Origin of the sequence: Arthrobacter sp. UYP6 (genome assembly GCF_040547315.1) — a bacterium.
Lineage (GTDB): Bacteria > Actinomycetota > Actinomycetes > Actinomycetales > Micrococcaceae > Arthrobacter_B.
Map to the genome: position 1 here is coordinate 96,496 of NZ_JBEPPM010000002.1, position 23,248 is coordinate 119,743.

Below are 23,248 nucleotides of genomic sequence, written 5' to 3' on the forward strand. Positions count from 1 at the left end.
TACAGGGGTCAGTTGAAGACGATGGTCCGTTTGCCGTCCAGCAGGACCCGGTGCTCGGCGTGCCACTGCACGGCTTTGGAGAGCGTCCGGCCTTCGACGTCGCTGCCCAGGGCCGCCAGCTGCGCGGCCGAACGGGAGTGATCCACGCGGATGACTTCCTGTTCAATGATGGGCCCCTCGTCCAAGTCGGACGTGACGTAGTGCGCGGTGGCGCCGATAAGCTTCACGCCGCGGGCATGGGCCTGGTGGTACGGCCGGGCTCCCTTAAAGGAGGGCAGGAAGGAATGGTGGATGTTGATCGCCCGGCCGGAAAGGTCACGGCACAGTTGATTGCTCAAGATCTGCATGTAGCGGGCCAGCACCACCAGATCAATGTCCAGGTCCTGCATGAGGATGCGCAGCTGCTGCTCCGCGTCGTCCTTGGTGTCCGGCGTCACCGGGATGTGATGGAAGGGAATGCCATAGAAGGCTGCCAGCCCCGCCAGGTCCTGGTGGTTGGAGACAATCGCGGGGATTTCGATCGGCAGCGTTCCGGCCCGCTGACGGAAGAGCAGGTCATTGAGGCAATGACCTGATTTAGAGACCATGATGAGCGTGCGCACCGGGGCGCCGGCCGGATGCAGCTGCCAGTCCATGCCGAAGGCCTCGGCCACAGGTGCCAGCGCATCCCGTACCTCCGCATGGGAACCGGGCGCGGTGAAGTCCACCCGCATGAAGAATGTTCCCGTTTCCGGGCTGCCGTACTGCTGGGATTCCGTAATATTTCCCCGGGCGGCCACCAGCCCTCCGGACACGGCATGGACAATGCCGGGCTGGTCCGGGCAGGACAGGGTGAGGGTGAAGGCGGAAGCGGCGTTAGACACGGCTGCGGCGGGGGCGGCGGGGAATTCAGTCACGGTTCCAAGGTTACCTGCCCGCGAAGTGCTCGCTTAGGCTAAGGAGATGGACGTAACCTTCATGCAGCTCTCCGACAGGGACGATGAAGAGCTGGTCAAGTTCCTGACCACCAACAGCTTTCCTTATCACAGGATCACCGCGCCGTCCCAGGAGATGGTCCGCCAGCTGATTGTCGACGGCAGGTTTGAGGCCGACGGCGTCTGCACCTACTGGGTGTTCGGAGACAACCAGCGGCTCGGGCTGGTCATCCTGGAGCGGCTCCAAAGCGGGTGCCCCACCTTTGACCTCCGCCTGGTGGAAGAGGCCAGGGGCCGGGGCAGCGGCGTGCCCGTGCTGCGTGCCCTGACCGGGCTGGTGTTCTCCGACCGGCCCGGGGCGCACCGTTTCGCCGGCAGGACCCGCGAAGACAACATCGCCATGCGGAAGACCTTCCTGCGCTCCGGGTTCCTGAAGGAAGCCCATTACCGGGAGGACTGGCCGCTGGACGACGGGCAGTGGATCGCCTCCGTCACCTACGCCGTGCTGCGCCGCGACTGGGAACTGGACACCGTGACGGAGTTCGCCTGGGAGGACGTGGACCAGCCCTGAAGCGCGGCCATGGCCGCGGCCCGTCCGGCGCGGGTGGCGCCCAGGGTGGAGGAGGATTCCCCGTAACCCACCAGGAACAGCTGCGGCAGCTTCACCACCCGGGGACCGTCCATCCGGATGCCGCCGCCGGCCTCACGCAGATGCAGGGAAGCCAGATGGTCCAGGGACGCCCGGAAACCGGTGGCCCAGAGAAACACGTCGGCAGCGATGGCACTACCGTCCGCAAACTCCGCGCCGTCCGGGGTGAGCCGGGTGAGCGGTCCGCGCGAGAGCAGGACGCCGTCGTCGATCCCCTGTTGATACTGGGCGGTCAGCGGCAGCTTGGTGGCTGCGACCACACTGAGCGGGGGAAGCCCGGCACGGGTGCGCTCGCTGACGGCCTGCTCAACCCCGCGCCCCCATTCGGCGTCGAACGGCCTGCGGGTAAATTCCGGCGGCCTCCGCGTGGACCAGACGGTCCCGGCTCCGGCGTCGTGCAGCTGAAGCAGGAACTGCACCGCTGACGTGCCCCCGCCCACCACCAGAACACGGCGGCCGGCAAAGTCGGCGGCGCTGCGAAAATCGCGGGTGTGCAGCTGTGTTCCGCGGAAGTCCCGCTGACCCGGATAGCTTGGCCAATAGGGCTTGTCCCAGGTGCCGGTGGCATTGATGACAAACCGCGCCACCCATTCCCCGCGGTCGGTGCTGATCCGCAGCCGCCCGTCAGCAGTTTGTGAAACGCCCAGCACACGGACGGGCCGCTGGACGGGCAGCGCGTGTTCGGTTTCGTAGGCGCCGTAATACCGGCTTACCACCGACGACGCCGGCTCCCGGGGATCGGGGGTGCCCAGGGGAAAGCGCGGCAGATCGTGAATACCGTGGGCGGAACCGAGAGTGAGCGAATCCCAGCGGTGACGCCAGGCGCCGCCGGGACCGTCATTGGCATCCAGGACCACAAACCCGGACTCCGCGGCCAAGCCCCGGTGCTTCAGGTAATACGCGGCGCTCAGCCCGGCCTGCCCCGCGCCGATGACCGCCACCTCAACGTTGTGTTCGCGCATCGTTGCCCCGCTGTCCACAGTCATCCCCTTCGAAACCACAACACCTATCCGTGTACCTCCAACCCGCCTGTCCGGCCACCTATTCCGCGCCGGCGCAGCCCCGCCCCTTTGGCAGGACACATTCGGCAGCTGCGCAGTGCTGTCCGTTACGATAGGTACGTCGCAACTGGCGTTAGGTGGGCCACCACCAGGGAGCGGCACAGCAGTACAGACCACGGATCGCACGCCTGGACCGAAGGTCAAGCCTTCATCTGTTTGTCATGCCCGAACTGTTTTTTGCGAACAGAGGCCGGGGGTGTCCGGCAGGTAGCCTGACCCATAGAACCCCTTCCCCAGGAGATCCTTGTGAGACTTTCCACCCAGCCCGTCACGGACGCCAAACTGTCCGATGTCGATCCGGAAATTGCCGCCGTCCTGAACGATGAGCTGGCCCGCCAGCGCAATACGCTGGAAATGATCGCCTCAGAGAACTTTGCCCCGCGGTCCGTCCTTGAAGCCCAGGGATCCGTGCTGACCAACAAGTACGCCGAGGGATACCCCGGCCGCCGGTACTACGGCGGCTGCGAGCACGTGGACGTGGCGGAGAACCTCGCCATTGAACGGGTCAAGGCACTCTTCGGCGCAGAATTCGCGAACGTCCAGCCGCATTCCGGTGCGCAGGCGAACGCTGCCGCGCTATCCGCGCTGATCAAGCCCGGGGACAAGCTGATGGGCCTGAATCTGGCCCACGGCGGGCACCTGACCCACGGCATGAAACTGAACTTCTCCGGCAAGCTCTATCAAGTGGCTGCCTACGGGGTGGATGAGCAGACCTACCGCGTGGATATGGACAAGGTCCGCGAGCAGGCGCTGGCCGAGCGGCCGCAGGTCCTGATTGCCGGCTGGTCCGCGTACCCGCGCCAGCTGGACTTTGACGCGTTCCGATCCATCGCCGATGAGGCGGGCGCCTACCTGTGGACGGACATGGCTCACTTTGCCGGGCTCGTGGCCGCCGGGCTGCACCCGAACCCGGTGCCCGCGTCCGACGTCGTCACCTCCACCGTGCATAAGACCCTCGCCGGCCCCCGCTCGGGGATGATCCTGGCCAAGGAGCAGTACGGCAAGAAACTGAACTCCAGTGTGTTCCCGGGCCAGCAGGGCGGTCCGCTGATGCACGTCATTGCCGCCAAAGCCGTGGCGTTCAAGATCGCCGGGTCAGAGGAATTCCGGGAGCGGCAGGAACGCGTGCTGGAAGGCGCACGGATCATCGCCGAGCGCCTGAATGCGCCCGACGTCGCTGAGCACGGCGTCTCGGTGCTCACCGGCGGCACCGACGTCCATTTGATCCTGGTGGACCTGCGCCATTCAGCCCTGGACGGCAAGCAGGCCGAAGACCTGCTGCACTCCGTGGGCATCACGGTGAACCGCAATTCCGTGCCGTTTGATCCCCGCCCGCCCATGGTCACCTCCGGCCTGCGGATCGGCACGCCGGCCCTGGCCACCCGCGGCTTCGGCGCCGCGGAATTCACCGAGGTGGGCGAGATCATCGCCGCCGCGCTGAAGCCGGCCCCCGACGTCGAGGCATTGCGGGCCCGGGTCACCGCGCTCGCCGAGAATTTTCCGCTGTATCCCGGACAGGAAGAGTGGTAACGAAGATGGAGAAGGGCAACAACATGAATGGTTCCGTTCCGGAAACCCCCGAAGATGACAGTGTCAACCTGGGCTGGGAGAAGAAGGAGAGAACTGACTTCGGCACTCCGGTGGCCGCGCAGATCCTGGACGGGCGCAAGGCCGCCCGCGAGATCAAGGACGAACTTACCGAGCGTGTGCGGGTCCTGAAGGAGAAGCACGGCGTCACTCCGGGGCTGGGAACGGTGCTGGTGGGGGCGGACCCCGCCAGCCACTCCTACGTGGGCGGCAAGCACAAGGACTGCGCGCAGGTGGGCATCAACTCCATCCGCCGTGACCTGCCCGAAGACATCAGCCAGGCTGAGCTGGAAGCGGTCCTCGACGAGCTGAACGAGGACCCGGCAACCACCGGCTACATTGTTCAGCTGCCGCTGCCGGCGCACATCGACACCAACGCCATCCTGGAACGGATCGCTCCGGAAAAGGACGCGGACGGGCTGCATCCGGTGAACCTGGGCCGGCTGGTCCTGAACGTCAGCGAACCGATGACCTCTCCGCTTCCCTGCACCCCGCACGGGATTGTGCAGCTGCTGGTCCGCAACGGCATCTCGCTGAACGGCAAGAAGGTGCTGGTGGTGGGCCGCGGCGTTACCGTGGGCCGCCCGCTGGGGCTGCTGCTGACCCGCCGTCCGATCAACGCCACGGTAACCCTGGCGCACACCGGAACCGTGGACCTGTTGGAGCACCTGCGCGAGGCCGACGTGGTGGTGGCGGCTGCCGGTTACCCGGAAATGATCAAGGCCGAGGATTTGAAGGCCGGCGCGATTGTGCTGGACGTGGGCGTCACCCGGGTCACCGATCCGGACACCGGCAAGACCACCCTCACCGGCGACGTAGAGAAGGCTGCCGCCGACGTCGCATCCTGGATCTCCCCGAACCCCGGGGGCGTGGGGCCGATGACCAGGGCCATGCTGCTCTCCAACGTAGTGGAGGCGGCCGAGCGCGCAGCGGGAGTCCTCGCCTAACCGTCTCGTCGAAGCAGTGCGGCGGGCCGGATCGTGGTGACACGCTCCGGCCCGCTCTTTGTCCACTATGCTGTCCTAGTGCCGCAGATCACAGCAAACAAAAAAGCCCCTGTCACCAGCTCCGATTTTGTTATTTCCGCCCGGGACCTGACCAAGTCCTACGGCGATTTCACCGCCGTCAACGGCATCTCCTTTGACGTCCCGCCGGGGGAATCCTTTGGCCTGCTGGGCCCCAACGGTGCCGGCAAATCCACCACCATGAAAATGATCGGCGGCGTCTCCCAGCGCAGCTCCGGCCACCTGAACATCATGGGGCTGGATCCGAACACCTACGGACCCGAGGTCCGGGCGCATCTGGGCGTGGTACCGCAGCAGGACAACCTCGACGAGGACCTGCGGGTCCGCGACAACCTGCTGGCCTACGGCCGTTATTTTGGGCTGCCCATGAGCTACCTGCAGCCCAAGGCAGATGAGCTGCTGGAATTCGCCCAGCTCACCGACAAGGCCAAATCCCGCGTCGACTCGCTCTCCGGCGGCATGAAACGCCGGCTGACCATCGCCCGGTCGCTGATCAACGACCCCAAAATCCTCCTGCTGGATGAACCCACCACCGGACTGGACCCGCAGGCCCGCCATATTCTGTGGGACCGGCTCTTCCGGCTGAAGGAAGCCGGCGTGACGCTGATCCTCACCACGCACTACATGGACGAGGCGGAGCAGCTTTGCGACCGCCTGATTGTGGTGGACAAGGGTGCCATCATGGCTGAAGGTTCGCCGGCAGCGCTGATCCGTGAGCACTCCACCCGCGAGGTGGTGGAGCTGCGTTTCGGTTCGGAGCGCAACACCACTGTGGCCCGGGAACTGGAAGGAATCGGGGAACGGCTCGAGACCCTGCCGGACCGGGTCCTGATCTACGCGAACGACGGCGAGGCGGCACTGGAAGCGGTCAGCTCACGCGGGCTGCATCCCGTGACGTCGCTGGTGCGCCGCTCCTCGCTGGAGGACGTGTTCCTCCGGCTCACCGGACGGAGCCTCGTTGACTGAGCAACAGCTTTCCGGCCCCACCCCCGCGGAGGCCAACCACCACACAGTTCTTGGACTGCGTTCGCCGCTGACCCCGGCACAGACGGCCGCGCGTGCACGCCGCTTCGGAGCCGTCTACTACGCCGAACACTGGATTCGGCGCATGCGCGGCTACGCCTGGACCGTGCTCATGACCGCTGTGGGAACACCCCTGGTGTACCTCTTCGGGATGGGCGTGGGTCTGGCCTCCCTGGTGGATACCAAGGGAGCCGCGTTCGACGCCGGTGACGGCACCACAGTCTCCTACCTTGTCTTCGTGGCACCGGCACTGCTGGCGACAGCCGCCATCATGGTGTCCAGCGAGGAAAACACGTACACGGTGATGGGCGGCTTCAAATGGCACCGGACGTACTACGGTCCCAATGCCTCGCCGTTGTCCAGCGAGCAACTGGTGGGCGGGCACATCATCGGATTCACTGTGCGCCTGCTGATCACCACCGGAACGTATTTCGCTTTCCTGCTGCTGTTCGGAGCGGTGGAACAGCCTGCCACCGGCTGGCTGATGATCTTCACCGCTATCCTCGGCGGACTGGCCTTCGGTCTGCCGCTGATGGCCTTCAGCGCCTCACTTGTTGAGGACAAGGGCCAGTTCGCCATGGTGCAGCGCTTCATTGTCATGCCGCTGTTCCTGTTCTCCGGTACCTTCTTTCCGTTGGAGTCATTGCCGCTGGCCGTCCGGTGGATCGGTTGGATCTCGCCCTTGTGGCATTCCACGGAGTTGGGTCGGATCCTGAGCTACGGCTACGCGGAACCCGCGGCCCTGACCGCTGTTCACCTGGCCTACCTGGTGCTGCTTGCAGCAGTGGGCTGGTTCCTGGCACGCCGTAATTACACCCGGAGGCTGGGAAAATGAGCATGCAGAACCGTCTGGCGCCGACCAGCCTGAAACCGACTGACCGCCTTCTGGGTTCCCTGTACGCCCGCAACATCCGCTCAGTGTTTGCGCGCGGGCTCAAAGCCACCTGGGGCAGCAATTGGGCCGTGATGGTGAGCGGGTTCGTGGAGCCGGTGCTCTACTTGGTGGCCATGGGGATCGGGCTCGGTTCCCTGATCGGCACCGTGGCCGGTCCGGGCGGCGAGCAGATCGGTTACGCCAACTACATTGCCCCGGCCCTGCTGGCCGTCTCGGCCATGAACGGCGCGGTCTACGACTCCACCATGAACGTGTTCTTCAAGCTGAACTACGCCAAGCTCTACGAAGGCATGCTTGCCACCTCGCTGGGTCCGCTGGACGTGGCACTGGGCGAAATCCTGCTGGCGCTGCTGCGCGGGGCCATGTACGCCACCGGGTTCACAGCGGTGATGGCTGCCATGGGGCTGGTCACGTCCCCCTGGGCGCTGCTGATGATTCCGGCAGCCGTGGTGGTGGCCTTCGGCTTTGCCTCCTTTGGCATGGCGATCACCAGCTACATGAAGACGTTCCAGCAGCTGGACTGGGTGGGCTTTGTCATGCTGCCCATGTTCCTGTTCTCCGCGACGTTTTATCCGCTGAGTGTCTACCCCGAAGGTATCCAGTGGTTCATCCAGACCCTGCCCCTCTGGCACGGAGTGGAAATGATGCGGCAGCTCAGCGTTGGCATGCTGACCTGGGCAACCGCCGGGCACCTGCTCTATTTTCTGGTGATGATTGCGCTGGGGCTGGTGGTGACTACCCGGCGTCTTCGGGCCCTGTTCCTGAAGTAGCCGCTCCGGGGTCGGACCCGCCTGACAGGGCCGCCAGGTCCTGCCGGGCGGAGCGGAAGATCTGCTCAACGGCAGGGCTAAAGAGCACAAATTCCACGGTCCCCACGGAACGGGCGGGGTAGTCCCGGACTGTCCGGAGGGCGATGTCAGCCACGGCTGCCGGATCCCATCCGTACACTCCGGCGCTGATTGCCGGAAAAGCTACGGATTCGGCGCCGAGTTCCTCGGCAACCTCCAGCGAGCGGCGGAAACACGAAGCCAGCAGAGCCGGATCCCTCTGCCCGGCCCGGGCATTGGGGCCCACAGTGTGGATCACCCAGCGGGACCCAAGACCAAAGGCCGGGGTGGCCACGGCATCACCGGCGGGCAGACCCTGCGCGTAGGCTCCGGCCCGCAGTTCCCGGCAGGCAGCCAACAGGGCCGGCCCCGCTGCCCGGTGGATGGCTCCGTCCACTCCTCCGCCGCCCAGCAGGGAGGAATTGGCTGCATTGACAATGGCGTCCGCGGTGCTGGAGGTGATGTCTCCGCCGGAGATCCTGATCTGCATGCGGCCCAGTGTTCCACTTTCCCTACGCTGCCCGCCAGTTCGGTGCTGCCCGGTCCGCACCTGCCCTGTTCCCTTCCGCATCGACAGGTCGAACGGGATCATGGACGAGAGGAGGCCGGGGGCTGGGCCGTCCTGAGCGAAGGCAGCATGCCCGGCAGCGCCGGGAACCAACCGGAGGAGTACCAATGGCTGATCAGTTCACGGGGAAAACTGCACTGGTAACAGGCGCAGGTTCAGGGATCGGCAAAGCTGCGGCGGTGGCGCTGGCAGCGGAGGGTGCCAACGTCGTCGTCAATGATCTGGACCTGGAAGCGGCGCAGGCCGTGGTGAACCAGATTGTGGAGGCCGGAGGCACCGCGGTGCCTTCCGTCGGCGATGTGGGCACGGCCGAGGATGTGAAGGGTGCCGTGGATACTGCCGTCAGCGAGTTTGGCGGTTTGCATTTGGCCTTCAACAACGCCGGCATCAGCGGTCCGCTGGGGCTGCTCACCGACATCGATCTGGAAGGGTACCGCCGGGTCATCGATGTGAACCTCAATTCCGTCTTCTACGGGATGTACTACCAGATCCCCCAGATGCAGAAGGCCGGGGGAGGGGCCATCGTGAATATGTCCTCCATCCTGGGAATGGTGGGTTCCGCCACTGCGGTGCCGTATGTCACCGCCAAACACGGCGTGACGGGGATGACCCGGGCCGCAGCCCTGGGATACGCAGACCAGGGCATCCGGGTGAACTCGGTGCATCCCGGATACATCGACACCCCGCTCCTTGAGGCCCTGCCCCGGGAGGTCTATGCCTCGCTGGTGGGGCTGCATCCGGCCGGCAGGCTGGGCACCGCCGCCGAAGTGGCACATGTGGTCCTTTTCCTTCTCTCGGACAAAGCAGCCTTTGTCACGGGAGCGCAGTACTCAGTGGACGGGGCCTACACCACCCAGTAAGCGCGGCAGACCCGCTGCCAACCCAGGTGGCGGGCGCAGCCCGGGCGTGAGGAGAACACTGATGATCGGATCGTGGCACGCAACCGTGATTGACTGCCCGGACCCGGATTCCCTGGCGTCCTTTTACGAATCCCTGCTGGGCATGATCCGGGTTGAACATGAGCCGGACGGATCCTGGGTCACCATCGGCGACGCCCCGGACCGCCCCGCGCTCGCCTTCGCCCAAGTCACCGGCTACGCCCCGCCGCAGTGGCCCGGGCCGGACCTTCCCCAGCAGCTGCACCTGGATGTCCGGGTGCATGAACTGGACCTGGCCGAAGCGCAGGTCCTGACGCTGGGGGCCACAAGCATGGACAGCGGCAGCCCGTCATTTAGGGTGTTCCTGGGTCCGGCCTTGCATCCGTTCTGTCTGGTTGCCTGGTAACGGTGGAAACGGCCGGGCAGCCTCCGATTTCGCCGGGGGTGGACGCTTTACCGGCTTCGGGCCCGAGTTTGAGACAATGAAGCCATGCAGTCGCTCCCTCACGGCAAGATGCCGCAGCCCTCGTCCAAGCCCCGCCGCGGGGTGAGCCAGAAGATGGCCACTTTCGGCATGACCCTGATGCTTTTTGTGTTCCTGGTTGCCGTGGTGTTTGCGGCCAACGAGAACGACGTCGTCGGGTGGCTGGTTGTCATCATCTCGCTGGGCTGGCTGCTGCTCTTTACCTTTGTGGTCTTCAGTGTCCGCGGCGCGGCCCGCAAGGCCGGCGCAAAGCTGGCCGAAGCACAGGACACGCTGAACCGGGCGGCCGGCGTAACGCCGAGCGTGCAGGTCATTGACGAAGCCACCACCATCCGGGATCAGAAGCTGGACCACAGCTTCAAGATCGTCCAGGTGCAGGCCCGCGTCATCCGGGAGAACCTGGGCAAGGATGAAGACCAGGTGAACCGCGCGCTGGAAACCATCGAAATTACCTCGCACAATGCGCGTTCCATGATCAAGAAGGACGACGGCGGCCCCGTAGAGGGCACCCTGGTGGACTAACAGTCCCGGGAACGCAACCCGCCCGAACGGGCGCAGCGCGCCCGCGCGCCCCAAGATGAACCACAGGCTACTGAGGAGTATGGTTATTCGCGTGAGTTTGGCATCAGCAGGAGAATCCGAAGTCCCGGCAAGGGCGCTGCGTATTGCGACCGTGAACGTGAACGGCATCCGTGCCGCGTACAAGCGGGGAATGGCCGACTGGCTGGCGGAACGGGACGTTGACATCCTGTGCCTGCAGGAGGTTCGTGCCCCGGACGCCGTGGTCCGTGAGCTGCTCGGCGACGAGTGGCACATCCTGCATGCAGAGGCCGAAGCCAAGGGCCGGGCCGGTGTGGCCATAGCGTCCCGGATGACCCCGGCGGCAACGCGCGAGCATATTGGTGATGAGTACTTTGCGACGTCCGGACGCTGGGTGGAAGCGGACTTCAAGGTGAGCGTTGACGGCGCCGAGAAGATGCTGACCGTGGTGAGCGCCTACGTCCACTCCGGAGAAGTTGACACCCCCAAGCAGGTGGACAAGTACCGTTTCCTGGATGTGATGACCGAACGGCTGCCCGCGTTGAAGCAGCAGAGTGACTTTGTCCTGGTGGTGGGTGACCTCAACGTGGGCCACACCACCCTGGACATCAAGAACTGGAAGGGCAACGTCAAGCGGGCCGGATTCCTGCCGGATGAACGCGCCTACTTTGACCGTTTCTTCAGCGAGGAGATTGGCTACACGGACGTAGCCCGGAAACTGGCCGGCGACGTGCCCGGGCCGTACACCTGGTGGTCCTGGCGCGGACAGGCCTTCGACAACGACAGCGGTTGGCGTATTGACTACCACCTGGCCACACCCGGGCTGGCCGAACGTGCCGTTACCGCCGTCGTGGACCGGGCCGCCACCTATGACAGCCGCTTCTCAGACCACGCCCCCGTTGTGGTCGACTACCAGTTCTAAGGGTTGAATCCATGAGCACCTCCACTCCCTCCCGCCAGCGCATCCTATCCGGGATGCAGCCCTCCGCGGACTCGCTACATCTGGGCAACTACTTGGGCGCACTGGTGAACTGGGTCCGTCTGCAGGAACAGTACGACGCCTACTTCTTCATCCCGGACCTGCACGCCATCACCGTGCCGCAGGACCCCGCGGACCTGCGCCAGCGCACCCGCGTCACCGCAGCGCAGTACATCGCCGGCGGCGTGGACGTGGACAAGGCAACACTGTTTGTCCAGTCGCAGGTTCCGGAGCACGCGCAGCTGGCCTGGGTCCTGAACTGCCTCACGGGCTTCGGCGAGGCCTCCCGCATGACGCAGTTCAAGGACAAGCAGCAGCGCTTCGGCGCGGACGCAGCGTCCGTGGGGCTGTTTACCTATCCGATCCTGCAGGTTGCGGACATTCTGCTCTACAACCCCCATGGCGTCCCCGTGGGGGAGGACCAGCGCCAACACGTGGAGCTCAGCCGGGACCTGGCCAAGCGCTTCAACTCCCGCTACGGCGAGACGTTCACCGTTCCCGAGGTGTTCATCCAGAAGGACGCCGCGAAGATCTATGACCTGCAGAATCCGTCCGCCAAAATGTCCAAGTCTGCGGCGTCGCCCGCCGGGCTGATCAACCTGCTGGATACGGACAAGGTCATTGCCAAGCGCATCAAGTCCGCTGTGACCGATGACGGCGCTGAAGTGCGTTTTGACCGGGAAGCCAAGCCCGGTGTCTCCAACCTGCTGTCCATCTACTCGCTGATTTCGGGGCGGAGCGTGGAAACACTGGTGGAGGAATACCAAGGAAAGATGTACGGACACCTCAAGGGGGACCTGGCGGAGGTTGTCACCGAACATGTCCGTCCCATCAGGGAACGGGCCCTGTACCTGCTCGAAGATCCGGCCGAACTGGACCGCCTGCTCGCTGTGGGTGCCGCCAAAGCCCGGGAAACTGCGTCGGCTACACTGGCCGATGTGTACAACAAAGTTGGTTTCCTGCCTTTGGGTTCCACTGCGGTCTGATTCGATGAGTCTCTGGAATCCGATTCAAGCGGCCACCGTCGAGGACGACGACGGCGGGACTCACGCGCCTGAATGCACCTGTGTGGGCATCGTGATAGGCGTGCCGGAACCCATGGCCACAGAGCTGCGCCAGGCACGGGCATCCTTCGGCGATCCGATGGCCGCAGTCATTCCGGCGCACATCACGGTAGTCACCACCACGGAAACTGATGACTGGGAAGCAACAGCCGCGCATGTGCGCAAGGTAGCGGCAAACCATGCACCGTTTGAGGTGACGCTGCGCGGCACAGCAACGTTCCGTCCCGTCTCACCGGTGGTGTACCTGCAGCTCGATGAGGGGTACGACGAGTGCACTGCGCTGCATAAGGAAATGCAGAGTGGGCCGCTCGCCCGGGACCTGCCCTTCCCCTACCATCCCCATGTCACGGTGGCGCACGACGTCAGTGACGCCGGTATGGATCATGCCATGCAGTCCCTGCGGACCTACCAGGCACGGTTCACCGTACGCACCATCGGACTCTACGAACACGACTCCACTGGTCTCTGGAAGTTCTGCGAAGAAGTGGAGCTGAAGGCTTAGGCCCCTTCTGCGGGGTCGGCAGCGGGCAGATAGACGGCAGACCAGGCGGCAATAATGTCTGCGGCACGGCTGGTCTGTGCACGATCCACCATCAGGTGGTCTGAGCCCTCCAGCGAAATAAAGTTCCGCGGATGCCTCGCGGTGGAAAAGATTTCGCTGGCGTTATCGATGCCCACCGTGTTGTCGGTGGGGGAGTGCATCACCAGCAGGGGGCGGTGGAGTTCCCGAATGCATCCGGTGAGGTCGTGAGCGGCCAGATCCTGCAGTAGTTCATCTCGGATCTTCAGGCTGCCTCCGCCCAGGTCCACCTGCGCGGACCCCTCGTTCCGGATGGTCTGCATCTCTTCCTCAAAGAGGTGCAGGACGTGGGATGGTCGGAACGGAGCAGCGATGGTGACCACGGCATCAAGTTCCGGAAGATCAGCGGCAGCGGCCAGGACAGCTGCTCCGCCAAGGGAATGGCCGATCAGCAGCGAAACCTCGCGCCCCTGTCCGCGGAGGAAGGCAACCGCGCTGTGGATATCCGCCACTTTGGTGGTGAAGGTTCCGTCTTCCCAGGCTCCGGTGGATCCGCCCAGGCCCGCGGCGTCGTAGCGCAGCACTCCAATGCCGTGCGCGGCAAGAGCTTTGGAGATCCTGGACGCGGCAGCACTGTTTTTGCCCAGCGTGAACCCGTGGCAGAACACTGCCCAGGCCCGGGCTCCGCCGTCGGGCACGTCAATGGTGCCGGCCAAAGTGGTGTTGTTGACGCCGGGAAAGGACACCGACTCGAATGCGGGCATGAAAACCAATCGTAGATCTGTAACGGACGAAGGCGGCGTCCGGCAGCCCTCAGGGCTACCCGACGCCGCCTCCGGCGGGTGGAGCGAACTGCTAGACGGAACGGCTCAGGATGGCCTGCTTGACCTCGGCAATTGCCTTGGTCACCTGGATGCCTCGCGGGCATGCTTCGGAGCAGTTGAAGGTGGTGCGGCAGCGCCACACGCCCTCTTTGTCATTGAGGATCTCCAGGCGCATGTCTCCGGCGTCGTCACGCGAGTCGAAGATGAAGCGGTGGGCGTTCACAATGGCTGCCGGACCAAAGTACTGTCCGTCGGTCCAGAACACCGGGCAGGATGAGGTGCACGCGGCGCACAGGATGCACTTGGTGGTGTCATCGAAACGCTCGCGGTCCTCGGGGGACTGCAGGCGTTCCTTTGTGGGCTCGTGACCCTTGCTGACCAGGAACGGCATAACTTCGCGGAAGGACTGGAAGAACGGCTCCATGTCCACAATCAGGTCCTTCTCCACCGGAAGGCCCTTGATGGGTTCCACCGTGATGGGCTTGGACGTGTCAAGGTCCTTCAGCAACGTCTTGCAGGCCAGGCGGTTGCGGCCGTTGATGCGCATGGCATCGGATCCGCAGACGCCGTGGGCGCAGGAGCGGCGGAAGGTGACGGAACCATCATGCTCCCACTTGACCTTGTGCAGGGCATCCAGCACGCGGTCCGTTCCGTACATGGTGAGCTTCCACTCGTCCCAGTATCCTTCGTCGGATACCTCGGGGTTGTAGCGGCGGACCTTGAGCGTGATCTCGAAGGAAGGGATTTCCCCGCCCACGGACTCCGGGAGCTTGATCTTGGATGCCGGCTCGGCGATTTCCGTTGTCATTAGTACTTCCTCACCATCGGCTCGTAGCGCGTGAAGATGACCGGTTTGGTGTCCAGCCGAATGCCGGCGGTGTGCTCGGCGTTCTCGGCTTCGTCAACTTTGTAGGCCATCGAGTGCTTCATGAATTTCTCGTCGTCGCGCTCGGGGAAGTCCTCGCGGAAGTGTCCGCCGCGGGATTCCTCGCGGTGCAGGGCCGCAACGGTCATGACCTTCGCCAGTTCCAGCAGGAAGCCCAGTTCCACGGCCTCCAGAAGGTCCAGGTTGAAGCGCTTGCCCTTGTCCTGGACGCTGATCTTCTGGTAGCGCTCCTCGAAGGAAGCGATGTCGGTCAGCACCTGATTGAGCGTGTCTGCGGTGCGGAACACCTGCATGTTGGCATCCATGGTGTTCTGCAGGTCCCGGCGGATCTCGGCAACCCGCTCGGTGCCTTCTGAGTTGCGGACGTGGTCCAGCAGCTCAATGGTGGTGCCTTCCGGGTTTTCCGGCAGGTCAACGAAATCAGCGGTCAGGGCATACTCGGCGGCATTAATGCCGGCGCGCTTGCCAAAAACGTTGATGTCCAGCAGAGAGTTGGTGCCCAGGCGGTTGGAGCCGTGCACGGACACGCAGGCAACTTCGCCGGCGGCATACAGGCCGGGAATTACGGTGTCGTTGTCCTGCAGGACCTCGGCCTTGATGTTGGTGGGGACGCCGCCCATGGCGTAGTGCGCGGTCGGGAAGACCGGCACCGGCTCGGTGTAGGGCTCCACGCCAAGGTAGGTGCGGGCAAACTCGGTGATGTCGGGAAGCTTGGCGTCAATGTGCGCCGGCTCCAGGTGTGTCAGGTCCAGCAGGACGTAGTCCTTGTTCGGGCCGCAGCCGCGGCCTTCACGGACTTCGTTGGCCATGGAGCGGGCCACGATGTCACGCGGGGCGAGGTCCTTGATGGTAGGGGCGTAGCGCTCCATGAAGCGCTCACCCTCCGAGTTGCGCAGGATGGCACCTTCACCGCGGGCTGCTTCGGAAAGCAGGATGCCCAGCCCGGCGAGGCCTGTCGGGTGGAACTGGAAGAACTCCATGTCTTCCAGGGGGATGCCTGCCCGGAACGCGATGCCCATGCCGTCACCGGTGAGGGTGTGCGCGTTGGAGGTGGTCTTGAAGACCTTGCCGGCGCCGCCGGTGGCGAAGACCACGGACTTGGCCTGGAAAACGTGCAGTTCGCCGCTGGCCAGGTCGTAGGACACCACGCCGGATACGCGCTTCTGGCCGAAGCTGTCCGTAACGGTCAGCAGATCCAGCACGTAGTACTCGTTGTAGAACTCCACATTGTGCTTCACGCAGTTTTGGTAGAGCGTCTGGAGGATCATGTGGCCGGTGCGGTCAGCGGCGTAGCAGGCACGGCGGACCGGGGCCTTGCCGTGATCGCGGGTGTGGCCGCCGAAACGGCGCTGGTCAATGCGGCCTTCGGGCGTGCGGTTGAACGGCAGGCCCATCTTTTCCAGGTCAAGCACGGCGTCGATGGCTTCCTTCGCCATGACCTCCGCAGCGTCCTGGTCCACCAGATAATCGCCGCCCTTGACGGTGTCAAAGGTGTGCCATTCCCAGTTGTCTTCTTCGACGTTGGCCAGTGCTGCACACATGCCGCCCTGTGCCGCACCCGTGTGCGAACGCGTGGGGTACAGCTTGGTCAGTACCGCCGTACGTGCGCGCTGGCCGGATTCAATGGCGGCACGCATACCGGCGCCGCCGGCGCCGACAATTACGACGTCGTACTTATGGACCTGCATACCAGATGCTCTTTCTGTTGAAGCTTGTAAAACTTGGTGGGAGCCCGTTCCCGGAGGGTTCGGACCCTGCGGCTACGACTTGCAGAAGTCTGCGATCAGATCCGCGGGCGCACCGGCCGGGCACGGCTCAAAGGTGAAGATCACCAGGGTGCCGAGCACAATAATCACCACGGAGGCGATGTAGAGAATGCTCTTCAAAGTCATACGGGTGGAGTTCTTATCGGCGTAGTCATTGATGATCACGCGGACACCGTTGGTGCCGTGCAGCATGGCCAGCCAGAGCATCACCAGGTCCCAGACCTGCCACAGCGGGCTGGCCCACTTGCCGGCTACAAAACCGAAGTCAACGGCATGGATTCCGTCGCCGACCATGAGGTTGACGAACAGGTGGGTGAAAATCAGCACGATCAGGATGGCGCCGGAGATGCGCATGAAGAGCCATGCCAGCATCTCGAAGTTCCCCTTGCCACCGGAAGTGCGGGCGTACTTGGGGGACATGCGGCCGGAGCGCGGAGCCTCGATGGAGACGGCCTCGTTGGTTGATGTACTCATGGCTTAGTGACCCCCGAAAACGATGGGAAGGTGGCGAATGGAGAAACCGATCATGGTAATCACCCAAAGGCCGACGACGCTCCACAGCATCTGGCGCTGGTACTTCGGGCCCTTCTTCCAGAAATCGATCAGGATCACGCGCACGCCGTTGAATGCATGGAACACAATGGCGCCAACGAGCCCAAGCTCGCCGAGGCCCATGACGGGGTTCTTGTATGCGCCGATCACGACGTTGTAGGCCTCCGGCGAAACACGCACCAGTGAGGTATCCAAAACGTGGACCAAAAGGAAGAAGAAGATCACCACGCCGGTAATGCGGTGGGCAACCCAAGACCACTGGCCTTCACGGCCGCGGTAGAGAGTGCCTGCTGGTAACTTCGACACTGAATTTTCCTCCCTGCGACGCAGCGGCGCTGGCGTGTCTTCCACGCAGTGATGACGCCGGTGCGACAGCAATATAAGCTCAAGCATAATCTAGGTCTCCCGCAGAGCGCTTTCAATTTAGGTGGGCCTATCATGTGACCCTCGTTACACTCCGTGACGGAAAGGGGTGCGATTGGCGGGAGGCAGCAGGGCAGGGCGGCCGCCGGGAGCGGATGTGTCCCGGACAGTCACGGCGTCGCTCCGGGCTGCCGGTGCGTCCGTCGGCTAATCTAGGCTCTGATGAGTACAGAACCGAGCCCCAATCCTTCCGCCACGGACTTCGACCGCTTCTACGGCGTCATTCCGGCAGGCGGTGTCGGCACGCGACTGTGGCCGCTGTCCCGCGCCGCGGCCCCCAAGTTCCTGCATGATTTGACGGGATCGGGATCTACCCTCATCCGCGCCACCTATGACCGGCTGCGCCCGCTCAGCGGTGACCGCGTGATGGTGGTGACCGGCACCCTCCACCGCCAGGCGGTTCGGAAGCAGCTTCCGGAAATTACCAACGAGAACCTGGTGCTGGAAATGGAGCCCAAGGACTCCGCGGCGGCCATCGGCCTCGCCGCAGCCATCCTCTTTAAGCGGGATCCGACCATCATCATGGGCTCCTTCGCCGCAGACCAGGTGATTGCGCCGGTTGACGTGTTCCAGGACGCCGTGCGTGAAGCGATCCACACGGCCGCTCAGGGGTACATCGTCACCATCGGTATCCATCCCACCCATGCCGCCACCGGATTCGGCTACATCAGGGCTGGAGATCCGCTGGACATTGCGGGCGCACCGAGCGCGCACGCCGTCGTCGAATTTGTGGAAAAGCCCTCGGAGGAAGTGGCCCGCACTTACCTTAAGAACGGCCGGTACAGCTGGAACGCCGGGATGTTCGTGGCTCCGGTGGACCTGATGCTCAAGCATCTGGAAGCCAACGAGCCGGAGCTCTACGTGGGCCTGATGGAGATAGCGGACGCCTGGGACACTCCGCACCGCCGCGAGGTGGTACGCCGGGTATGGCCCACGCTGCCCAAGATTGCGATTGATTACGCCGTGGCGGAGCCCGCAGCGGCCGCCGGCGATGTTGCCATGATTCCGGGCATCTTCAACTGGGACGACGTCGGAGACTTCGCCGCTATTGGCCGCCTGAATCCCGCCGCTGAAAACAGTGACCTCACCGTCATGGGAGAAGGCGCCCGGGTTTACTCTGAGAACGCCTCCGGAATTGTCGTCTCGGATACCAAGCGGGTGATTGCGCTGATCGGCATCGAAGACATTGTCATTGTGGACACCATGGACGCTCTGCTGGTCACCACCAAGGAGCATGCCCAGGAGGTCAAGAAAGCCGTGGAGCATCTTAAGGCCAGCGGCGACACCGACGTCCTGTAAGGGCTGGCAGATCCGGGGTAAGGAGGTCTGATCCGGGTCTGTTGCCGGCATCATTGATGTCCATAACACAAAAGAGAGTCACACGGTTCCCGTAACGGTAACCACAGTGGCTAACCTAGAAGTTGTGCCTACCACTCCACTGAACAGTTCACCGGTTCCCTCCATGCGGGGTAACGTCGCTCCGATTCTGGGCCCGCTGATCGCGTTCCGCCGGGACCTCCACCAGCACCCGGAACTGTCGACCAAGGAATTCCGCACCACCGATCAGATTGTGCTTGCGCTGGAAGCGGCAGGGCTGAAACCGGTCCGGCTCGAAGGCACCGGAGCCTACGTTGACATCGGCGAAGGGCCGCTGCGGATCGGCCTCCGCGCGGACATCGACGCGCTGCCGGTGCTTGAGGAAACCGGGCTCCCGTACGCCTCCGTTAATTCAGGCATCACGCATGCCTGCGGTCACGACATCCACACCACGGTCATGGTGGGCGTGGCACAGGTTCTGGCAAAGCTGGACGCCGCAGGAGAGCTTGGCGGCCGGGTCCGGGTCATCTTCCAGCCTGCCGAGGAGGTGATGCCCGGCGGTGCGCTGGGTGTCATCAAGCAGGGCGTCCTGGAGGGCATGCCCCGGATCGTTGCCCTGCACTGCGACCCGAGGATCGACGTCGGGCAGGTGGGAACCCGCATTGGTGCGATCACCTCCGCCTCCGACACCATCCGCATTGAGCTGGCGGGCCGGGGCGGGCACACTTCCCGTCCGCACCTCACCGAAGACCTCGTGTTTGCCCTAGCGGAGATTGCCGTCAGCGTGCCGGCCGTGCTGTCCCGCCGGATTGACGTGCGCAGCGGTGTCTCCGTGGTGTGGGGACAGATGCATGCCGGCTCCGCGCCCAACGCCATTCCGGCTCACGGTTTCATGTCCGGCACCATGCGCTGCCTTGATGCTGAGGCCTGGTACGCCGCCGGGGAACTGCTTGACGACGTCGTCCGCCAGACGGCCGCACCCTTTGGCGTGGACGTTCGGCTCGAACACACCAGGGGGGTGCCGCCGGTCATCAACAAGGACGCCGAAACCAGCCTGATCGAGGCGGCTGCCCGTGCTGAGCTGGGGGAGGACTCGATTATCCTGGCTCCCCAGTCCATGGGCGGCGAGGACTTCGCCTGGATGACCCAGACGGTGCCCGGTGCCCTGATGCGGCTCGGAACCCGAACGCCGGGCGGCGAGACCTATGACCTGCACCGGGGTGACTATAATCCCGATGAACTGGCCATCAGCACCGGAGTCAGCGTGATGGCAGCGGCAGCTGTGCGGGCGGCGCGGGGGCTGCGGCACTAGTTGCGGGCGCGGTCCGCTCTTTTGCGCGGGTGAGTCCAGGTAACTATTTGCGGGTCATACGGAGACGAACTGCGTCATTTGCTTGCAAATAATAACAACATGTAAACAATGACCCCTCCGGGCGGTTATGTGGCTCACAGTCTGTGTCGCAGGACATAGGATGGGCTTGCTGCGGTCCACCTATGGCCGGAACGCTGCACCACGTGACGGCCGGCCCCTCCTACGGAGCGGGCAGGAACAGAGTATTTCTGCGCGTGGCACCCATTTTCTTTTCTGGAGGAACATTGAAGAACTTCCCGCGCAGCTTCAAGCGCAACGCCGGCGTTTCCGCCGCCATGCTCGGCGTTTCGGCGCTCCTGCTCTCCGGTTGCGGTGCCGCACCGGAAGAAGAGGCCGGTTCCACCTCCGGTTCCGAGGCCTCCAACTCCTCGACCGCAGGCGCCGACTTCCTGGGCTGCATGGTGTCCGACTCCGGCGGCTGGGATGACCGCTCGTTCAACCAGTCCAGCTTTGAGGGCCTGACCGCCGCCGAAACAGACCTGGGCATCGAGACCGCCACGGCGGAATCCGTCAGCAGCACCGACTTTGTTCCGAACGTGGACAGCATGGTCCAGAAGGCCTGTGACCTGACGGTCACCGTTGGCTTCAACCTCTCGGACGCCACCAAGGAAGCGGCTACCAACAACCCGGACCTGAAGTTTGCCATTGTCGATGACAACCAGATCGCCCTGGAGAACGTCAAGCCGATCATCTATGACACGGCTCAGGCTGCTTTCCTGGCCGGCTACGTAGCTGCCGGGTCCACCGAGACCGGCAAGGTTGCCACCTTCGGCGGCATGAACATCCCCACCGTGACCATCTTCATGGACGGTTTCGCGGACGGCGTGGCGTACTACAACGAGCAGAACGACGCCGACGTCGAGCTCATCGGCTGGGACAAGGAATCCCAGAATGGCTCCTTCGTCGAAAGCTTCGAAGACACCAGTGCCGGCAAGACCACCACCGAAAACTTCATCAATGAGGGCGCCGACATCATCATGCCGGTTGCCGGACCGGTGGGCACCGGTGCCGTTGATGCCGCTGTAGCGGCCAACGAGTCAGGCAAGGCCACGAAGATTATCTGGGTGGACTCCGACGGCGTGGAAACCCTGGACAAGGGCCAGGACATCATCCTGACCTCCGTCATGAAGCTCATGGGCGACGCAGTGGAGGAAGTCTTCACCACCACCGTTGACGGCGACTTCGATTCCACCCCGTACATCGGAACGCTGGAGAACGGCGGCGTCACGCTGGCGCCGTTCCACAACGGCGGCGTTCCGCAGGAAGTCCAGGACTCCATCGAGGACATCAAGGCCCAGATCATCTCCGGTGACATCACCGTGGACTCGGCCTCCAGCCCCAAGTAACAACGGGTAGTACCCGCAGACGCCGCCATGTTCCCTTCCGGCCAGGTTGGAAGGGAACATGGCGGTTTGTCTGTGCCGGGTACTCTTCGTCTCATGGGGATGGACATCACACACGGAGCCCGGGATGTGCCCGGGCACCCAAGCACAGATTGGTTGGGGTTTTGAAACTCGAACTTCAGGGCATCACCAAGAGGTTTGGCACCTTGGTGGCCAATGACCACATAGACCTGGTGGTCGAACCCGGGCAGGTCCACAGCCTGCTCGGCGAAAACGGAGCCGGCAAGTCAACCCTCATGAATGTCCTCTACGGACTCTATGAGCCATCCGAGGGCCGAATTCTCATCGATGACAAGCCCGTCACATTCAACGGGCCGGGCGACGCCATGGCAGCCGGAATCGGCATGGTGCACCAGCACTTCATGCTGGTCCCGGTGTTCACCGTGGCGGAGAACGTTGCCCTCGGACATGAGAGCACCGCCCTGGGCGGAGCCTTGAACCTGGATAAGACCCGCAGCCAGATCCGCCGGATCTCAGAACAGTACGGGTTCGACGTCGATCCCGATGCCGTTGTCGAAGACCTGCCGGTTGGTGTTCAGCAGCGCGTGGAAATTATCAAGGCGCTGATCCGAGACGCGAAGGTGCTGATCCTGGACGAGCCCACCGCAGTGCTCACTCCCCGGGAAACCGATGAGCTGCTGGCCATCATGCGCCAGCTCACGGCCGACGGAAAGTCAGTGGTGTTCATTTCCCACAAGCTGCGCGAAGTCAAAGCAGTGTCGGACGTTATTACCGTCATCCGCCGCGGCAAAGTAGTGGGTGATGCACCGCCGAGTGCCTCCACCACCGAGCTGGCCTCGATGATGGTGGGCCGCGCCGTCAGCCTGAATCTGAACAAGGCCCCCGCACAGCCGGGCGAGGAAACATTCCGCGTGGAGAACCTGACCGTGCGCTCTGCCACTGGCCAGGCCGTTGTGGATGACATCAGCTTTGGCATCCGCACGGGAGAAATCCTTGCGGTGGCCGGGGTTCAGGGCAACGGCCAAACCGAACTCACCGAAGCCGTACTTGGCCTGCAGGAACATGTCAGCGGCTCCATCCGCCTCAACGGCACGGAGCTGATCGGCCGCAAGGTCAAGGACATCATTAACCAGGGCGTGGGCTTCGTTCCGGAGGACCGCAATGTCGACGGCCTGGTGGGTACTTTTTCCGTGGCGGAAAACCTGATCCTCAACCGTTACGACGATGCCCCCTTTGCCCGCGGCCTGTCTATGAAGCCGGCGCAGGTGGCCGCCAACGCCGCGGAGAAGATCGCGGAGTTTGACATCCGCACACAGTCGGCGGCCGCAGCCGCAGGAACCCTGTCCGGCGGAAACCAGCAAAAAGTGGTCATGGCCCGGGAGCTGTCCCGCCCGCTGTCCCTGTTCATCGCCTCCCAGCCCACGCGCGGCGTCGACGTGGGCTCCATTGAGTTCCTGCACCGGCGCATCCTTGCCGAGCGCGACGGCGGCACTCCGGTCCTGATTGTCTCCACCGAACTGGACGAAGTTTCCGAGCTGGCTGACCGGATCGCCGTCCTGTACGGCGGCAAGCTGATGGGCATTGTTCCGGGGGACACATCCCGGGATGTGCTGGGCCTGATGATGGCCGGCATGACAGCCGATGAGGCACTCGCCGCCGGCGCGGACGGCGCCCCGGCGCCGCGTCACGCGGCTGAGCAGCAGATTGATGCAGAGGGAGAAGCCCAGTGA

24 protein-coding genes and 1 riboswitch are annotated in these 23,248 nt (G+C 63.9%); of the genes, 16 read left to right on the forward strand and 8 right to left on the reverse strand.

Annotated elements, in window-relative coordinates:
* Positions 1-8: 8 nt before the first annotated feature.
* A complete protein-coding gene (gene purU / locus ABIB35_RS02255) occupies positions 9-896 on the reverse strand; it encodes a formyltetrahydrofolate deformylase (protein ID WP_354178545.1) in 888 nt (295 codons plus the stop codon).
* A 46-nt stretch (positions 897-942) separates the two neighbouring features.
* Here purU and ABIB35_RS02260 point away from each other — a divergent pair, with 46 nt between their 5' ends.
* Positions 943-1,485, forward strand: a complete 543-nt coding sequence (locus ABIB35_RS02260; RefSeq protein WP_354178547.1) for a GNAT family N-acetyltransferase — start codon at positions 943-945, stop codon at positions 1,483-1,485.
* Here ABIB35_RS02260 and ABIB35_RS02265 read toward each other — a convergent pair.
* The gene (locus tag ABIB35_RS02265; RefSeq protein ID WP_354178773.1) at positions 1,410-2,525 is read right to left on the reverse strand and encodes an NAD(P)-binding domain-containing protein; all 1,116 of its coding nucleotides are present in this window, start codon (positions 2,523-2,525) and stop codon (positions 1,410-1,412) included. The two genes, ABIB35_RS02260 and ABIB35_RS02265, sit on opposite strands and share 76 nt — an antisense overlap.
* A 152-nt stretch (positions 2,526-2,677) precedes the next feature.
* Positions 2,678-2,765: riboswitch (ZMP/ZTP riboswitch) on the forward strand.
* Positions 2,766-2,870: 105 nt separating this feature from the next.
* Between ABIB35_RS02265 and glyA the strand changes: the two genes are divergently transcribed.
* The 5 genes from glyA (at position 2,871) to ABIB35_RS02290 (ending at position 7,924) form a co-directional block, all read left to right on the forward strand.
* Positions 2,871-4,154, forward strand: coding sequence for a serine hydroxymethyltransferase (gene glyA / locus ABIB35_RS02270; protein ID WP_502915707.1), 1,284 nt, complete (start codon positions 2,871-2,873; stop codon positions 4,152-4,154).
* A 110-nt stretch (positions 4,155-4,264) separates the two neighbouring features.
* Positions 4,265-5,158, forward strand: a complete 894-nt coding sequence (locus ABIB35_RS02275) for a bifunctional methylenetetrahydrofolate dehydrogenase/methenyltetrahydrofolate cyclohydrolase (RefSeq protein ID WP_354178776.1) — start codon at positions 4,265-4,267, stop codon at positions 5,156-5,158.
* A 78-nt stretch (positions 5,159-5,236) separates the two neighbouring features.
* A complete protein-coding gene (locus tag ABIB35_RS02280) occupies positions 5,237-6,202 on the forward strand; it encodes an ABC transporter ATP-binding protein (RefSeq protein WP_354178548.1) in 966 nt (321 codons plus the stop codon).
* Positions 6,195-7,094, forward strand: coding sequence for an ABC transporter permease (locus ABIB35_RS02285; RefSeq protein ID WP_354178549.1), 900 nt, complete (start codon positions 6,195-6,197; stop codon positions 7,092-7,094). Before ABIB35_RS02280 ends, ABIB35_RS02285 begins: the two co-directional genes overlap by 8 nt.
* Positions 7,095-7,096: 2 nt before the next feature.
* Positions 7,097-7,924, forward strand: a complete 828-nt coding sequence (locus tag ABIB35_RS02290; RefSeq protein WP_502915714.1) for an ABC transporter permease — start codon at positions 7,097-7,099, stop codon at positions 7,922-7,924.
* Here the strand turns inward: ABIB35_RS02290 and ABIB35_RS02295 are convergent.
* Positions 7,890-8,471 carry an O-acetyl-ADP-ribose deacetylase gene (locus tag ABIB35_RS02295; protein WP_354178551.1) on the reverse strand — a complete coding sequence of 194 codons (582 nt, stop codon included), beginning with the start codon at positions 8,469-8,471 and terminating at the stop codon, positions 7,890-7,892. The two genes, ABIB35_RS02290 and ABIB35_RS02295, sit on opposite strands and share 35 nt — an antisense overlap.
* A 185-nt stretch (positions 8,472-8,656) precedes the next feature.
* Here ABIB35_RS02295 and ABIB35_RS02300 point away from each other — a divergent pair, with 185 nt between their 5' ends.
* The 6 genes from ABIB35_RS02300 (at position 8,657) to ABIB35_RS02325 (ending at position 12,996) form a co-directional block, all read left to right on the forward strand.
* The gene (locus ABIB35_RS02300) at positions 8,657-9,409 is read left to right on the forward strand and encodes an SDR family NAD(P)-dependent oxidoreductase (protein ID WP_354178552.1); all 753 of its coding nucleotides are present in this window, start codon (positions 8,657-8,659) and stop codon (positions 9,407-9,409) included.
* A 61-nt stretch (positions 9,410-9,470) separates the two neighbouring features.
* Entirely contained in the window at positions 9,471-9,833 is a 363-nt protein-coding gene (locus tag ABIB35_RS02305; RefSeq protein WP_354178554.1) for a VOC family protein, read from the forward strand.
* Positions 9,834-9,917: 84 nt separating this feature from the next.
* Positions 9,918-10,433, forward strand: coding sequence for a hypothetical protein (locus ABIB35_RS02310; RefSeq protein WP_354178555.1), 516 nt, complete (start codon positions 9,918-9,920; stop codon positions 10,431-10,433).
* Between the two features lie 91 nt (positions 10,434-10,524).
* Positions 10,525-11,373 (forward strand): exodeoxyribonuclease III, encoded by an 849-nt coding sequence (locus ABIB35_RS02315; protein ID WP_354178557.1) that lies wholly within the window; start codon positions 10,525-10,527, stop codon positions 11,371-11,373.
* Positions 11,374-11,384: 11 nt separating this feature from the next.
* Positions 11,385-12,416: a tryptophan--tRNA ligase gene (trpS, locus tag ABIB35_RS02320; RefSeq protein WP_354178559.1), complete on the forward strand. Its 1,032-nt coding sequence runs from the start codon at positions 11,385-11,387 to the stop codon at positions 12,414-12,416.
* A 4-nt stretch (positions 12,417-12,420) separates the two neighbouring features.
* Complete coding sequence (locus ABIB35_RS02325; protein ID WP_354178560.1) at positions 12,421-12,996, forward strand: 2'-5' RNA ligase family protein; 576 nt, start codon at positions 12,421-12,423, stop codon at positions 12,994-12,996.
* Here ABIB35_RS02325 and ABIB35_RS02330 read toward each other — a convergent pair.
* From ABIB35_RS02330 to sdhC, 5 genes are all read right to left on the reverse strand, one after another.
* Positions 12,993-13,778 (reverse strand): alpha/beta hydrolase family protein, encoded by a 786-nt coding sequence (locus tag ABIB35_RS02330; RefSeq protein ID WP_354178562.1) that lies wholly within the window; start codon positions 13,776-13,778, stop codon positions 12,993-12,995. The two genes, ABIB35_RS02325 and ABIB35_RS02330, sit on opposite strands and share 4 nt — an antisense overlap.
* Before the next feature lie 91 nt (positions 13,779-13,869).
* The gene (locus ABIB35_RS02335; RefSeq protein WP_354178563.1) at positions 13,870-14,646 is read right to left on the reverse strand and encodes a succinate dehydrogenase iron-sulfur subunit; all 777 of its coding nucleotides are present in this window, start codon (positions 14,644-14,646) and stop codon (positions 13,870-13,872) included.
* On the reverse strand, positions 14,646-16,412 hold the full coding sequence (gene sdhA, locus ABIB35_RS02340; protein WP_354178565.1) for a succinate dehydrogenase flavoprotein subunit: 1,767 nt from the start codon (positions 16,410-16,412) through the stop codon (positions 14,646-14,648). The genes ABIB35_RS02335 and sdhA overlap by 1 nt, the downstream gene beginning before the upstream one ends.
* 72 nt (positions 16,413-16,484) lie before the next feature.
* On the reverse strand, positions 16,485-16,964 hold the full coding sequence (locus ABIB35_RS02345; RefSeq protein WP_354178566.1) for a succinate dehydrogenase hydrophobic membrane anchor subunit: 480 nt from the start codon (positions 16,962-16,964) through the stop codon (positions 16,485-16,487).
* 3 nt (positions 16,965-16,967) lie between these two features.
* Positions 16,968-17,348 (reverse strand): succinate dehydrogenase, cytochrome b556 subunit, encoded by a 381-nt coding sequence (sdhC, locus tag ABIB35_RS02350; protein ID WP_104055153.1) that lies wholly within the window; start codon positions 17,346-17,348, stop codon positions 16,968-16,970.
* A 279-nt stretch (positions 17,349-17,627) separates the two neighbouring features.
* On the opposite strand from sdhC, the gene ABIB35_RS02355 reads away from it, so the two are divergent.
* The 4 genes from ABIB35_RS02355 (at position 17,628) to ABIB35_RS02370 (ending at position 23,248) form a co-directional block, all read left to right on the forward strand.
* Positions 17,628-18,764, forward strand: a complete 1,137-nt coding sequence (locus ABIB35_RS02355) for a mannose-1-phosphate guanylyltransferase (protein ID WP_354178568.1) — start codon at positions 17,628-17,630, stop codon at positions 18,762-18,764.
* A gap of 163 nt (positions 18,765-18,927) precedes the next feature.
* Positions 18,928-20,094 carry an amidohydrolase gene (locus ABIB35_RS02360; protein ID WP_354178777.1) on the forward strand — a complete coding sequence of 389 codons (1,167 nt, stop codon included), beginning with the start codon at positions 18,928-18,930 and terminating at the stop codon, positions 20,092-20,094.
* 284 nt (positions 20,095-20,378) lie between these two features.
* Positions 20,379-21,500 (forward strand): BMP family lipoprotein, encoded by a 1,122-nt coding sequence (locus ABIB35_RS02365; RefSeq protein WP_502915708.1) that lies wholly within the window; start codon positions 20,379-20,381, stop codon positions 21,498-21,500.
* A 161-nt stretch (positions 21,501-21,661) separates the two neighbouring features.
* Positions 21,662-23,248, forward strand: coding sequence for an ABC transporter ATP-binding protein (locus tag ABIB35_RS02370; RefSeq protein WP_354178569.1), 1,587 nt, complete (start codon positions 21,662-21,664; stop codon positions 23,246-23,248).

Excerpts from the sequence above, each read along its gene's own strand:
- ABIB35_RS02260 (WP_354178547.1), top strand. The coding sequence starts at position 943 with ATGGACGTAACCTTCATGCAGCTCTCCGACAGGGACGATGAAGAGCTG.
- ABIB35_RS02265 (WP_354178773.1), bottom strand. The coding sequence starts at position 2,525 with ATGCGCGAACACAACGTTGAGGTGGCGGTCATCGGCGCGGGGCAGGCC.
- ABIB35_RS02290 (WP_502915714.1), top strand. The coding sequence starts at position 7,097 with ATGCAGAACCGTCTGGCGCCGACCAGCCTGAAACCGACTGACCGCCTT.
- ABIB35_RS02295 (WP_354178551.1), bottom strand. The coding sequence starts at position 8,471 with ATGCAGATCAGGATCTCCGGCGGAGACATCACCTCCAGCACCGCGGAC.
- ABIB35_RS02300 (WP_354178552.1), top strand. The coding sequence starts at position 8,657 with ATGGCTGATCAGTTCACGGGGAAAACTGCACTGGTAACAGGCGCAGGT.
- ABIB35_RS02305 (WP_354178554.1), top strand. The coding sequence starts at position 9,471 with ATGATCGGATCGTGGCACGCAACCGTGATTGACTGCCCGGACCCGGAT.
- ABIB35_RS02310 (WP_354178555.1), top strand. The coding sequence starts at position 9,918 with ATGCAGTCGCTCCCTCACGGCAAGATGCCGCAGCCCTCGTCCAAGCCC.
- trpS (WP_354178559.1), top strand. The coding sequence starts at position 11,385 with ATGAGCACCTCCACTCCCTCCCGCCAGCGCATCCTATCCGGGATGCAG.
- ABIB35_RS02325 (WP_354178560.1), top strand. The coding sequence starts at position 12,421 with ATGAGTCTCTGGAATCCGATTCAAGCGGCCACCGTCGAGGACGACGAC.
- ABIB35_RS02330 (WP_354178562.1), bottom strand. The coding sequence starts at position 13,778 with ATGCCCGCATTCGAGTCGGTGTCCTTTCCCGGCGTCAACAACACCACT.
- ABIB35_RS02335 (WP_354178563.1), bottom strand. The coding sequence starts at position 14,646 with ATGACAACGGAAATCGCCGAGCCGGCATCCAAGATCAAGCTCCCGGAG.
- sdhA (WP_354178565.1), bottom strand. The coding sequence starts at position 16,412 with ATGCAGGTCCATAAGTACGACGTCGTAATTGTCGGCGCCGGCGGCGCC.
- ABIB35_RS02345 (WP_354178566.1), bottom strand. The coding sequence starts at position 16,964 with ATGAGTACATCAACCAACGAGGCCGTCTCCATCGAGGCTCCGCGCTCC.
- ABIB35_RS02355 (WP_354178568.1), top strand. The coding sequence starts at position 17,628 with ATGAGTACAGAACCGAGCCCCAATCCTTCCGCCACGGACTTCGACCGC.
- ABIB35_RS02360 (WP_354178777.1), top strand. The coding sequence starts at position 18,928 with ATGCGGGGTAACGTCGCTCCGATTCTGGGCCCGCTGATCGCGTTCCGC.